We start from the raw sequence: 13,128 nt of genomic DNA on the forward strand, positions 1-13,128 counted from the left end.
ATGTACTACAGCGTGAACACACCCGGTAATTACCGCCATCAATCACACGCGATGTCCTACGCGTTGTGCGGCGTGAAATCCGGCAGACATTCTTTATCCGAAACCTCACCAACGTCGGAGTGACCAAATGGCCCAGAACATCGCAGCAGCCGTTTCCGAAACTGCAATCAGCAAGCAGATCCCCAACACCATCGCCTTCGCCAACGGCAAAGGCGGGGTAGGGAAGACCTCATTGAGTGCCAATTGTGGCGGACTGGCAGCCGCAGGTGGTTGGCGAGTCCTCATCCTCGACCTCGACCCTCAGGGGAATCTCGCCCGCGACCTCGGATACGACGTCGCCGACGGTCAGGACTTGCTCAACGCCCTCATCACCGGCACTGAGCCGCCGCTACTCAAAGACGTCCGGCCAGGTCTCGACGTAGTTCCGGGAGGGCCCACTCTCGCCGACATCCAGGGTCTGATGTTTTCACGCGCAAACAGGTCACACGGCGACGACGACGGGGAACCTGAAACACTCGGTGACCTGCTATTCCGGTCACTTTCTGGTATCGCGTCCGACTACGATCTCATCTTGTTCGACACTCCTCCGGGCGACGTCATGATCCTCGACGCTGTGCTGGCCTGCTGCCAGGGCGTGGTAATTCCCACGCGAGCAGACGAGGGCAGCCTCGACGGCCTCACCCGCATCGCGAAGCGGTTCAAACGAGCTCGGCGCGTCAATCCTGACCTTCGTCTCGCCGGCGTCGTCCTCTTCGGCATCGGTTCCCGGTCTTCTCGACTCGAAGACGCGGTTCGAGACTCTGTCTACGAAATCATCGGGGAATCTGCTCCCGTCTTCGACACCTACATTCGGTACCTCGAGACGGCCGGCTTTGACCTGCGCCGACACGGCATCCTCGCCCACGAGCTCGAAACTCAAGCTGCTGCCGCGCAGAAGGGTCGACTCAAGGCACTCAGAGCGGGAACTAAGCCTGAAGAAGATTTCTTGGCGCGCAATGCAACTGGGCTCGCCGAGGACTACGAAAAGCTCACGATGGAAATCATCGGCAAATTGACCGAGATCAATCAGGAAGTCGAGGCTGTGTCATGACTTCACGCAAGGTTGCACGCGAAAGCCTCGAAGATGCGTTCTCCGCGCCCAGCGGCCCAGGCAGAAGGGGAGCGGGCCTTGCGAATTTCCTTCCGCCGTCACGTGCGCCGCGCCCGTCCGCTGCTTCACCTGTTCGCCCAGCCGTACAGACCCCGGAGCCGAGGAACCCTGCACCTCAGGGAGAGAACGACGCGCCGAACCCAGTCGCGACGAGCGCGCCAACGCAACCCCGAGAAGCTGTAGCCGCTCCGAGCGCGCCGGCAGCGCCGAAGCCAGCCGAGTCGCCTGCAACATCGCCGGCATCGTCGGCAGCGCCGAAGCCCGCCGAGTCGTCGACAGAGAGTTCAGCGGACGTTGCGGATGCAGTCGAGAACATGCCGATCTACATCGACAGTGCGACCTTGACTGCGCTCAAGGCTGAAAAGGGTCGGATCGGCGGAACCTACGCCGACGTTGCGGAGGCCGCGCTCGACGAGCACATCGACCACGTCGGGGAGATTCTCCGGCAAGGGGCGGCGAATAAGTCTGCCGGCAGTTCCTTGCCCAAGCGCCGCAAATCCCCTCAGATCCGCGGAGGGATCCAGGTCCAGCTCCGGTTCACCAAGGCTCAACGTGACTGGCTTGACGAGAAGGTCGCGGAGTTCGGTGCACCGTCCCGAAGTGTTGTGGTGGCTGTCGCATTGCAGCTTCAGCTCGGGACTCGGGCGAGCTAGTCCCCGTTCGCAAATTTCTTTCCCGATCACTGGTGGACCAGTTCGACGCGTCTTCCACCATGCTCCCCACCATGCTCCCCACCATGCTCCCCACACTGGTGGGGAGCAATTTATAGGCCTTGACCTGGCATTTCTTGCCACTCCCCACGCTCCCCACACATTTTCGCGAAGGTTCGCGCGTAGAGGAATACGTGGGGAGATTCGGCTCTGCGTGAAGCGCTGCTGAGAACTGGGCGTGCAGAGATGTCATGTCGCGTGCGCAGACTGAACGAAAAGATTTTCGGCTGAGCTGTCACAGGAGCGGGCGACGGGAACCTCCTCTCTTTTGAGAGGGGAGTTTCTCCGATCGAGGGAAGGCGGGAGAGAAGTCAGCATGAGTACCGCACTGGCAAGCGACACACCCACGAATCCGAGTAATCGCTATCAGATACGAATTGGACCTAAGGTTGCGCTATGGCACGTCCACACAAGGGGCCGCGTGGGTTCATTGCAACCCGGGCGCCTGAATGTCAACACAACATCTACGAGCAGCGCGCCCGGGAAGTCGGTCTCCCGTCTGGTGACTACGCAGTACTCGTCCTTGCGCTCGTTCATGGCTTCGACGTGCCCGACTACATCATCGTTCAGCTCGATCCGGAATCGCTGCATCGTCTCGACCCGCGTCAATACACGTCCAGCGATGTTCAGGTCGATCGATTGGTTGCCGCTGTCGAACGTCGATCTCGGCCCCAACAATTGCGAATGGTGGGGACATGACCTCGGCCTAGACAGCGAAAAACCCCCCGTGCTTGGCGGCAGGAGGGGGGCTTTTCTCGAATTATTCATCCGTTCAATTCAGGAAAGGAACTGGTACCGGAACCAAAGCGAAAGCGAAAGGATCCGGTGTGCAGTACTCCAGCTGGAGTATCTGCTCAATTCGATTGATGAAAGGAGCGGTGTGTCTTCATGGTAGCTCACCCCTGCGTAGGGGCACTACCTTTGTGGGCAGTGTCGTCTACGACACAAGCACCCGTCGGTGACCGATGACGACCTCACCCGCGCACCGCGGCCACATGTGGTCGATGGAGAACATCCGGGGACTCCTCGAGTCCTCGGGTGGCATGAAGGTGCGTAGCTCCACTCAGCTTTCAGCTCGATGCCCCGTCCACGATGACGGGAATGCCTCGCTGTCAGTGACCTGGACCAATGACGGCGCCGGCGGAAAAGTACTCCTCAAATGCCACGGCTGCGGGGCAAGTGCCCAGGACATCGTCGATGCCTTGGGGATTTCCACAGCAGATCTCTTCGACGAACCTCTTCCCCCTCGTAGTTCGGCAAATCCGTTAGCTGGTCGATCGGCCCAACAGCGAACCTCTGGCCGGCGCCGAGGCAAGCTCGGGGCCCTCCCGAAGTCGATTGTCACCAAAGCTGCAGGCCCTGAGATTGAGCACGAATGGGTGCCGGTTGCGACATACCCGTACGTCGATGCCGAGGGCTCGCTCGTCCAGGAGGTTGTCAGGGAAGAATGCTCCAGCTGCGAGCTCGGCCGGCACAAGCAGTTTCGGCAGGTGTTCGTCTCTGCGCTGGGGCGACGGGTCAAGCAAAAGCCCCGCGATTTCGAGTCGGTCCTCTATCGGACTCCTCAGCTCCTCGCCGCTATCTCGGCCGGCACACCGGTGTGGCTGGTCGAAGGTGAAAAAGATGTCGAGACCGCCGAGCAGGTCGGTCTTGTCGCCACCACGAACGCGCAGGGCGGGCGAAGCTTTCCTGCGGAGTGCGCCGCCGTTTTCGAGAATGCCACTGTCCGAGTCGTGCTCGATCGTGACGACGCCGGGTGGGATCGTGGGATCGATCTCGCTTCCTTGCTTGGGGGAGTGGGCGCACATGTGCAACTGCTCGTGCCCGCCACACTCGAACCGAAGAGCGATTTCACCGACCACGTGCACGGTGGCCTGTGGGAGTGCGACGAAGAGCTCGGTGGCTTCATCGAGGTCAGGGTGGGGGAGGTTGCGGCGCATGCATATGCAGGTGCTGTGCGCGGCAAACACGTCTTGGTTGAGAAAGCTGCTGCCGAGGCCGCCGCGCACGCCGCACTGGCCACCGATGCAGAGTCTTCCGAGCTTGCGCTCAAGCGCGCCAAGCGTTGGGCTGTGGAGTCCGAGCTCCGTTTCGAGTCATTGAGCGAAGCTGTCGACCGTTGCCGTCTGCAGGCGGCAACAGAGGGAAGTGAATGGGCAGGTCAAGCGGCTGATGAAGCTGTTGCGATCTGGCGTCTGGCACGCAGCGCCGCCCGCGCTGCCCATGACGTCGCTCAATTGCCGGTCCCTCCCTTGCTTCAGGATCCGGACGAGCAGATCGACATCGTCCCCGCGCTCGACGAGGAGCCGGTCCCCGAGGCAGAAGCGGCTGAGCGAAAGGCCGGCGAGACCGGTGTCTTCGCAGCGGGTGCTGCTGCCCCCATCGGTGGTTCGGCTATTCGCCGCGGATCCGCGATCTCAGCGCCGACGTATCGGATCGTCGATATGCAGCTGGTGGAGATCACCACAACTAAGGACGGCGAGGAGAACGCCAAACTGGTTTTGGGTCTAGATGCCCGGATCGTGGAGATGGAGTATCTCGAAGCTACCGATGATTCGTTGGACGTCGATGTTCCCGAGCTGATGGGACGTGAAGGAATCGTCGGTCAGAAGGAAGCGAATCCTCCAGCGCCGGAGCAATTGTCAGCTGTCATCATCGGCTACACACACCCGGACACCAGGGAGTTCATGCGGCTGCGCATCGCTGCACTCGACTTCCGTGATTGCGGTTGGGTGGAGTCTCTGCCCGGTCCGCCCGCCTACGATTCACGACCGTCCGGGATCGCGAAACTTCGCGACGCGCTCAAAGTTGCTGGTGGAACCATCACCCGCACAGTTCGATTCCGCTCCACTGGATGGCGACGCACCCCTGAAGGTGAATGGTTCTTCGTCCATGCCGGGGGCGCAATCAGCAATGACGGCGCCCGGGTCGCGCCGGTCCTCCTGAGCGGGCCGCTTGCTCGTTACGACCTGCCGGCACCTGTGGAAGACGCGTCGCGGCTCCGCGAAGCGTTCCTCGCTCATTCCGGGTCGATGCTGACCAAAATCCCGGCACGGGTCTCGGCGACCTTGCTCGGTCATGTCTATCGGTCCGCTCTCGGCCCGAACCCGTGGGTGCTGCTGGTTGTGGGTTCGCCTGGGTCGTACAAGACCTCACTTACCTCGATTGCGATGCATCACTGGGGTGAGCTGTGGGATCGTCGCCGTCCGGCATCCTCGATGTCCGGGAACGGCGATACCCTCAATGCTCTTCGTATCAAGCTCAATTCGGCGAAGGATGCACTCTATTGGGCTGATGACGTCGCGCCGACTCGGGATTGGGGTGCAGCGCAGAAATCGCTCGAGGAATTCGCGCGAATGGTGCACAACGGCGAGCAACGGTCGCGTTCGACACGAGATGGTTTGGGCATTCTCGACGGCACTCCGCCGAGGGCATCGGCGGTTGTGACGTCCGAGGTGATGCCTCGCCCAGGGTCAGGAGCGCAGCGCATGCTCGCTGTGCCGTTGCAGTCTGATGAAATTGAACTCGACCAGTTGATCGCACTCGACCAGAACCAAAGTCGTCACGGGCGCGCTTTGCTGATGGCGTCGTTCCTGCAATACCTGGCGGGCAGGCTGGAAGAGATCCGGGAGTTGGCGTTCGGGGCGGCCGCGACATACGCAGAGTCGTTGCGCGATCACGGTGAGAGCGTCCGGCAGGCCGAAGCCGTCGGCGCTGTCTGGGGTGGCTGGATTGCCATGACGCGCTTTCTGTTCGATATCGGAGCCTTGACCCAGGCAGAGGTCGATCACACGCTCGAGCTTGTTCATGTCGGTCTTCGTGATGCCATCACCGCAGCAGCTGATCCGGATCTTCCTTCCCGTACAGGTGCCCGGGTGCGAGAGTTGATTGCGCATGCTCTGCGAACCGGGTTGGCGTACGTCGACGATGTGCGTACCGGTGAGGCTCCGGGACGGCCGTTGGCTGGGCGTTTGGGTTGGAAGCGGACTCTCGTCGGCGAGTTTCAGGACGTGAAGAAGTATCGCGAGGATGCTCGCGGAATCCGGCTCGGCTATGTGCTGACGGATCCGACTCCGAGGGACGGCGAAGCGCAGTTGCTCGTCGAATCGACAGCGCTCGAGCAGGTACTCAAATCGGCAGCACAGTCGATGTCGGATGCGCCGCAAATCGATCGAGGTACGGCGCTACGTGCGTTGTACGACGAGGGAATCCTGATCGGCGAGGAACGCGCAGGTAAAACACCCAGGTACACGGTTCAGCGCACCATTCATTGTGAAGATCGACGTCAGAGGTTGACTGCGCTGCGGTTGTGGAAGGTGATCGGCGAGCACCTCGGCGATGACGACATCGATGGCATCGATGGTTCCGGTCCTGACGGTGGTGGCAGCCCGATCGGGGATGGCGGGCCGGGGATCGATGATCCCGATTCTGGTGGTTCTGCATCTCCGGATCGGCCGCTGGACCTTGTCGATCTGCTGGCGATGGGGCCGGATGGTCGTAGCGATGACATACAGTCCACAGTGTCCAAGCACGTGCAGAGCCTGACCAGCCCTGCTATTTCGGAGGAGTTCCAGGTGGGTAGCTATTACGATGCCGACGGCCACAAGGCAGTCGCTCAACCGATGTCACCGGCCCAGGGATGCCTGGTGTGTGGCGAGCTTGCGCCTTTCACCTTCGACGGAAACGCGATGCACGTTCAGTGCTGGCTCGGAAGTACATCGGAAAAGCGTGCCGCCCTTGTACATTCAAGCGTCCGTAGCGGAAATCCGGTGCAAAACGCGTCGCCGGTGTCAGCACAATCCACTGATCTTTCTGCACATTCGGTTTCGAGCGCAGTACCGATTGACGGCACAGGTACGCCGTCGTTGTCTCCCGGCAAGTCCAAGTCGCCATCCGGCGCTGCTGTGGCACGACCGAAGTTCATCGGCCCGGCTGGGGTGCTCGACGTCGACGGATTGTGGCTGCCGAGCGGTGAGGTAGTCGATCCTGGGCCGATCTTCCATGTCGGACACATCGCAGAGGTCATCCGGGCACAGAATTTCGGTACCGCAGTCAACGAGCGGTGGAGTGAACCGGGACAGATCTGGATCACCGATGCCATGGCACGTCAGTTCGGGATCGAGACGGGCGCCCTCGGGGACGATCCACGCAAGCGCGCTGAAGAAATGCGCTCGTTGACTGCTGGGATCCCTTTCGTGACTGAGGCGTTGGAGGAAGGGTGGTCGCTGGGCGGAAAGCTCGGCGATCGCCTGGGTACGTGGACGCGGGTATGGCATGGCGACGAGCGCGGCGTCTGGGTAGCGTTCGTCTCCGCCATGGGCCAGGACGAGTTGGACATGCCGATCCTCGCTGATGCGCCGACACCAGCAGTGCTGGCGTCGAGGTTGGCGACATTCGCCGATGCGTTGAAGTTCCCGTGGGCAATGTCTGCGTCCACGACCGGTTTCGATCTCATGATCAGCACTCGTTCACGGGAGCGAGACACGGTTTTCGCTCCGTCACAACCAATTCCACCGTCCCAGATGAGCAACACCGAAACCGACATCGACTGGTCACGGCCGCCGACCGCCGATGAGGCCGAGCATCTCTTTATTCACGCGTATGACCGAGGTGGATCCCACGCCGCGGGCATCGCCAGCCTCGAACTCGGAATCGGAGATCCGCAGCATCACGAGAGCGGGGCCGTCTTCGACAAGTCTCTGCCTGGTTACTGGAAGGTCGAGATTCCGGAATCCTCGGACTGGCGGTACCCGAATCCGTTGAACCCGAGAGGGCTTTCGATCAACGAGCCCAAGTGGGTCACAACGCCGACCATGCAGTACGCCCATGAACTCGGATACGAGCCGGAAGTTATCGAGGCGTACGTGTGGAACGAGCACGGCAGAGTTCTCGATCCTTGGTACAAGCGGATCCGCGATGCGCGTACCGCGTTGGACCTTGCTGATCCCGATGCTCAACTCGCCCGCGATCAACTCAAGGTTGTCTACACACGCACTCTGGGCATGCTTGGCAGTAGCGATTTCATGAAGGGTCGGCCGGGTTATGCACCGGAACGGCGCCATCACATCATCGCGAAAGCCCGAGCGAATATCCTGCGCCGCGTGGTGAAGATCGGCAAGGCCAGCGATAGGTGGCCAGTTGCCATCTCGAACGACACCGTTCTGTACGTCTCCGACAATTCTGATCCGATCGCGTCCTGGCCGGGAGAGCAAGAGACGTTGGGTCGCGGGTTCGGCCAGTACAAATGGGAGGGTTCGGCGTTGCTTGCCGATCAGGTCGAGTTCTTGACAGGTAAGGGCTACCGAGGAAAAGACCAACTCCATTTGGACTGGAATGCCGCGGACTACACCGTTGGCGGTGATCAGTGATGGCGCGCAGGAACACGAACAAAGATCCTGGCCGCCGGTCGAAGATCTTCGGTGCCCTCACTGGAAGAAGCGGCGCCTCGGTCTCACCCGGGCGAGCGGCTCCGGACGTTCGAGGACTGTTGCTCGCTGCGTATGGACTCAACAAGAGAGGTGGCCTCAACACTGCAGATGCCGCCAAAGATCTTGGGGTAACACAACGTACGGTTCAGCGGTGGGTAGCAACTGAAGGACGCCAGCGGATCGGTAAGCCCAAAGCTGACACGTTGCAGAAACTCGCAAAGAAATCGCGGCAAGCGGCCACGACACAGCGCGGGCGCAAAGCTGCGCTGGCATCTTTTCGAGGGACGCCGAAGGGTAAGGCACTCGCGAATCGGGGTGGTCACCTTCGCATACGTGGTCATCAGGGTCCGAGCGCCGCCGGTAAGACCTACAAGCGGGACCGTCAGATCCAACTCGAACTGACCCCTGCCGATGTCGAAGCAATGTGGTCGGCGTTCGAGCAGAACGGCGATGAAGGCGTGTCCAAGTGGATGACGAACCATGCCGACGAGCAGTATGTCGCCGGCTGGGAATTCGAACGCATCGACGAGATGGGGATCGATCGCCCGTGATGGCACCTGCGGCCCCTCGGTGGACGCGTAAGCGCCTCGAGGCGATGTTGGGGACCTGCTACGGGCGTACCCCCGTCGGCCACGTCGATACGGCTGCCGTCGCACATGCCGCCGGCGTCAGCGTTCGCACGGTCCAGCGCTGGATGGCGGGCAGCAATCGCCAGAACGCGGCGATTCCGCACACCAGACTTCTGCAGTTGTGCCGCCCGCCGGCCGACACTCAGGAGCGATCACAGCAGGCTGCTGACTATGCGCGTGAAGCGATTGTGAAAATCTCTCTTCCCAAAGGGCGAGGGATCCTTCCCGCATGGCGCGAACAAGGTTGGCTCGAACCGCACGTCGTCGGAGTACTCGCGTTACGCGGTCTTCCACTTCGGCAAGTGGTGATCAGTAACGGCACTGCTCGATCGACTGCGGATCTGCGGCGGCGTGGTGAGTTGCTCGACGTCACCACTGTACCGACACGGTTCCACGCCACTGTTCTCGTTCACGAGGTGCTCTCACGTGTCGAGCCGTGGTGCGTCTTGCCTTCTCGCGAGATCCTGGCAGTGGGTAGGACTCAAGTCTGGGCTGAAGACGGTCCGGCAGTGGATCTTTCGCAGATCGCTGTCGCCGCGGCTTTGCGCTGACGTCCCCAGGGGCGATACCGACGTCTTGAAAAGACCACCTCACCGGTGAAAAACGCCACGAAAGAGGGGTCAGCGTGCGTCCGGGTCCAGTCCCACACGTCTGAGTACTCGCCAGAGTTTTTCGTTGTCCAAAGTCCTGCGGTGTTCCGCGATGGCTTGGACGAGCTTTTCTATGACCTCTCGTGATTGCGGGTTGAACTGCACTGCCCGCTCACCTATCCAGGCCAGAGGCGCATTTTCTGCCTTGTCGATTCGGTCGAGGGCCATGACAGATTTGTCGAGGAATTTCCGGGCGCGGCTTTGTTGTTTGTCATCCAGCTCTCCCGCGTCGAGGGCTGCTTTGGATTGGTCCACAAAGTCTTCGAGGATGGCGGTCGCCCGATCCGCCAACTCATCGTCGAAAGCAACCACATTCCAGAAGTTTCGCCAATGTGCGTTGTATTTTCGCTCCGAGGATCGCGGAATCAAGTGGTCACGAAGGATGCACTCGAAAACGTCTGCATCAATGACTCGCAGGTCGGCGGCACCGCTGAAGGCCGGCAACTCAACAGGGTTGGAGATCCTGCGCCACGGCTCTTGCTGCGTCATCGGTGGGGACCCTCATCCTCTGTCTACTGCCATTTCAATACCCTCATCCACTTCAACACACACATGCCGGCCGAGGGCCGAAAGTGCGGGTTCGGAACACAACCTACCGCCCACCGCCCCTGTCCCTCACGCTGCCCCCGGCACCGTGAGGGTCAGGGGCATTTTCATCGAAAGTTTGCCGTATATCGGCAGGTCAGGCGGTAGAATGATCGGTGTCCTAGTGAAGTGTGGGCGGACTGACCATCCTCCCTCTACCGGTTATTTTGGAGTTGGCATGTTGACGATTTCGCACAGCGCGGTTGATGGCACGTTGATCGATGGAACCTCCCGCGGTGACGGTTCCGGCGAGGTACTGCGGGCGCACGGGTGGCGGTGGTTTCGCAGCATTGCGATGTGGGGAGTGCGGGGGAGTCGCGATCGAGCGCCCCGGGTTCGCTTGATCGACATGACGGCGGATGCCTTACGGGCGCAGGGTTTCGAGGTCGAGGTATCAATCGATGCGACAGTCAGGCCGGCGGTCGAGGTTGAAGCCGATCGCATCGAGCGGCAGGCGGAGCGTGTCGCTGCACTCGAGCAGAAGGCGGAGCGCCGCTCGGATAGGGCGGAGCAGGCGTGGAAGGCGGAACATCGCGCGGTCGAAGCGCTGCCTCCAGGGGGAGAGCCGATCAAGATCGGTCATCATTCCGAACAGCGCCATCGCCGAGCACTCGATACGGCGCACAGGCGGCTCGGTCAGGCAGTTTCCGCCGAGAATGATGCACGGCAAGCGCAACGACGTGCAGAGTCCGCAGCTGCGACTACAGAGGCTCGCTACAGCCCTGTGACGGTGAAGAACCGCATCGACAAGTTGCACGCCGATCAGCGGGCGGACCAGCGCGAACGCGACGGACATGAACGGACGTTGTTTGTCCTGGGCGACACCAAGCAGGTCGAGAAATTCCCACCTGCGCAAGGTGCTTACCGGGAACTGCTCGAAAGCAGGATCGCCGAGCGCGAGGACCAGATCGGCTATTGGGAAGCGGTCCGGGCTCAGCAAATCGAATCCGGGAAGGCGACGAACTACGGTCCCGACACGATCTCGAAGGGCGATCTCGTCCAGTGGTCCGGTGGTTGGTACCCGGTTGTCCGGGTCAACAAAAAGTCTGTGACGATTCCTTCCATTGTCGGGGGGAGTTGGACTGACACCATGCCGTATCACAAGCTCAGCGGGCATAAGCGTCGCGATGAAGGTGCGCAGACCGCGGCGGCCGGAACCGCCTCAGAGGAGATCCGCTCATGAGTGATCATCGAACAGAAATCCACAGCGGAGAGTTTCGGCAGTCTCGGCACTACCCGGTTGCTGCGGCAGTGGAGGATATTGCAGCGCAGTCTTTTTCGAGGTTGTACCCAGATGCGCAGTGGCCTCCGGTCAATGCACAGTTTGCCGATGTTTATCGTTTGGCCGCTTGGAGGCTTCTCACACCAATCACGGTTGTTGCAGCACTCGACTGCTCGGTGTTGACGTCGCGAGAATGGTTGTCCCTCAGTGAGTGTGAACAGTCGGAGTGGATCGCACAGGCGCAGGGAACCAATTCGCTGCTGGTGCGCACTGCGGTCGGAGCCATGACAGCGGAGAGCGTCGCTGCGATATAGCGGAGCCTGCGCCATCCCGAGGATTCGCCGGCCACCACCCGTGGATCAGGCCTGGTCGCGCAACCGCGCGACCAGGCCTTCTTCCATGTCTCGCCCTGCCCCCGGCACGGCGAGGGCAGGCGGCATTTCACCGCCGTTCATGGCTCTTTTTGTCGGAGGCATGTGGCAGTGTCATCGGTGTTGTCCTAGTCCGGTGCGCCTCACCAGCGCACCCCCACGACCCAAAGGGGTTACCTGTGAGTACTTTTCGTTTGTCTTCGCCGTCCGATTGCGTTGCCGGTGCTGTTGCGCTCGGCGGTCATATTCCTGTCGATGAGGTGGTTGTGATCGCCCTCGATCTCGAGCCGATGCCCGTTGCGATGATCAAGCTGACTGATGTCGAGTCGGGGCGAGTTCTGGCGAATCTGGAGGGCGCCACTCCGTTCGCCCAGTGCCGCGAAATGTTGGTAGTGGTGTTCGGGCCGGTTGAGCGTGGCGATGCTGTGGGTGAGGTGTTCGAGCAGTTCCGACCGGATGCGGTGACACCGGTGTACGTCTTCACCGAGGGTGTCGTTCGCCGGTGGCACGGCGTCGGATCGCTCGCGTTGCAGGCCGGTGACCAGATGGATTTGCGGTCGCATCCGATCGTGTTGGAGGCGCAGTCACTCGGCGTGGCCACGCTGCAGACTCGTGCGCAGATGCGCGCAGCTTTCGAACCAGCTCAGTTCGGCGCAGAGCGCGCCGCAGCGGTCGCGCAAGGTTTCGATCAGCAGCGAGTGAAATTGGCGGCCATGGATCCACGCGGGGCAGCCGAACTCGCGTTCACCAGTGGATTAGCGCCGTATATCGGTCGTGCAAAGAATGACGGGGGAATCGTCGTCACGGACGAACATGCAGCGCTTATCGCGGCCGCGATGCACGATGTGACTGTCCGTGATCTGTTGTTCGTGCATGTGACGGACAAGAACGCCGATGCCGCCGCTGAGATGTTGCGGCAAGTAGGGGCACTACTGCCCGCCAACCTTGCCGGTCCGGTGATCATCATCGGCGCGATATTCCATTGGGTGGCGCGTCATGCGGCGCTTTCTCGCGAGGCCCTCATCGTGGGGCGCACTCTCGATCCGGCTCATTCCTTCGGGCAGTTGTTCGAGCGCGCACTCGACTTCGGAATGAATCCGGCACTCTGGGACCAACTGCGCACGGCGGCGGTAACAGCGAGCACTCGAACCGGAAGATAACGATTCGGTGGTGCCGTCCCGATCAGCCAAAGGATGGCACCACCACTTTCGATTGCGCCGCAACCGAAACAGCGCACACATTTTTTGTGCGCGCCTTCTCTTGGAATCTTTTTTGCCACAACGAAAAGCAGCCACGAGTCCGGCGCGCAGCGCGTAGGACTTCCGTCATCAGGGCGGCTTGCCGCCCGCGCCCTTCCGGTTCCGGGCGCAGCCCGGAACTACG

General features: G+C 61.2%; 12 protein-coding genes. 9 read left to right on the forward strand and 3 right to left on the reverse strand.

Going from position 1 to position 13,128, the window contains the following annotated elements; all coding sequences use genetic code 11:
• The first annotated feature begins 127 nt into the window (after window positions 1-127).
• Complete coding sequence (locus RA302_RS32745; protein ID WP_030537745.1) at window positions 128-1,090, forward strand: ParA family protein; 963 nt, start codon at window positions 128-130, stop codon at window positions 1,088-1,090.
• Window positions 1,091-1,265: 175 nt separating this feature from the next.
• On the opposite strand, the gene RA302_RS32750 is transcribed toward RA302_RS32745, so the two are convergent.
• Window positions 1,266-1,466 carry a hypothetical protein gene (locus RA302_RS32750; RefSeq protein ID WP_030537744.1) on the reverse strand — a complete coding sequence of 67 codons (201 nt, stop codon included), beginning with the start codon at window positions 1,464-1,466 and terminating at the stop codon, window positions 1,266-1,268.
• On the opposite strand from RA302_RS32750, the gene RA302_RS32755 reads away from it, so the two are divergent.
• From RA302_RS32755 to RA302_RS32775, 5 genes are all read left to right on the forward strand, one after another.
• On the forward strand, window positions 1,465-1,803 hold the full coding sequence (locus tag RA302_RS32755; protein WP_030537743.1) for a hypothetical protein: 339 nt from the start codon (window positions 1,465-1,467) through the stop codon (window positions 1,801-1,803). The two genes, RA302_RS32750 and RA302_RS32755, sit on opposite strands and share 2 nt — an antisense overlap.
• Before the next feature lie 453 nt (window positions 1,804-2,256).
• Window positions 2,257-2,559, forward strand: a complete 303-nt coding sequence (locus RA302_RS32760; RefSeq protein WP_047269750.1) for a hypothetical protein — start codon at window positions 2,257-2,259, stop codon at window positions 2,557-2,559.
• A gap of 266 nt (window positions 2,560-2,825) precedes the next feature.
• Window positions 2,826-8,228 (forward strand): telomere-binding protein, encoded by a 5,403-nt coding sequence (locus RA302_RS32765; protein ID WP_030537741.1) that lies wholly within the window; start codon window positions 2,826-2,828, stop codon window positions 8,226-8,228.
• Window positions 8,228-8,839, forward strand: coding sequence for a hypothetical protein (locus RA302_RS32770; protein ID WP_047269748.1), 612 nt, complete (start codon window positions 8,228-8,230; stop codon window positions 8,837-8,839). Before RA302_RS32765 ends, RA302_RS32770 begins: the two co-directional genes overlap by 1 nt.
• A complete protein-coding gene (locus tag RA302_RS32775) occupies window positions 8,839-9,468 on the forward strand; it encodes a hypothetical protein (protein ID WP_030537739.1) in 630 nt (209 codons plus the stop codon). The genes RA302_RS32770 and RA302_RS32775 overlap by 1 nt, the downstream gene beginning before the upstream one ends.
• A 69-nt stretch (window positions 9,469-9,537) precedes the next feature.
• Here RA302_RS32775 and RA302_RS32780 read toward each other — a convergent pair whose 3' ends face one another.
• A complete protein-coding gene (locus RA302_RS32780) occupies window positions 9,538-9,879 on the reverse strand; it encodes a hypothetical protein (protein ID WP_155277955.1) in 342 nt (113 codons plus the stop codon).
• 451 nt (window positions 9,880-10,330) lie between these two features.
• On the opposite strand from RA302_RS32780, the gene RA302_RS32785 reads away from it, so the two are divergent.
• The 3 genes from RA302_RS32785 (at window position 10,331) to RA302_RS32795 (ending at window position 12,905) form a co-directional block, all read left to right on the forward strand.
• Window positions 10,331-11,335, forward strand: coding sequence for a DUF3560 domain-containing protein (locus tag RA302_RS32785; RefSeq protein ID WP_030537737.1), 1,005 nt, complete (start codon window positions 10,331-10,333; stop codon window positions 11,333-11,335).
• Window positions 11,332-11,688 (forward strand): hypothetical protein, encoded by a 357-nt coding sequence (locus RA302_RS32790; protein WP_030537736.1) that lies wholly within the window; start codon window positions 11,332-11,334, stop codon window positions 11,686-11,688. Before RA302_RS32785 ends, RA302_RS32790 begins: the two co-directional genes overlap by 4 nt.
• Before the next feature lie 236 nt (window positions 11,689-11,924).
• Window positions 11,925-12,905: a DUF4192 family protein gene (locus tag RA302_RS32795; RefSeq protein ID WP_030537735.1), complete on the forward strand. Its 981-nt coding sequence runs from the start codon at window positions 11,925-11,927 to the stop codon at window positions 12,903-12,905.
• A 22-nt stretch (window positions 12,906-12,927) separates the two neighbouring features.
• Here RA302_RS32795 and RA302_RS32800 read toward each other — a convergent pair.
• On the reverse strand, window positions 12,928-13,128 hold a 201-nt coding region (locus RA302_RS32800), incomplete at its 5' end, for a hypothetical protein (RefSeq protein ID WP_338481255.1).

It is taken from the genome of Rhodococcus sp. DN22 (assembly GCF_036669995.1).
GTDB classification, from domain to species: domain Bacteria; phylum Actinomycetota; class Actinomycetes; order Mycobacteriales; family Mycobacteriaceae; genus Rhodococcus_F; species Rhodococcus_F erythropolis.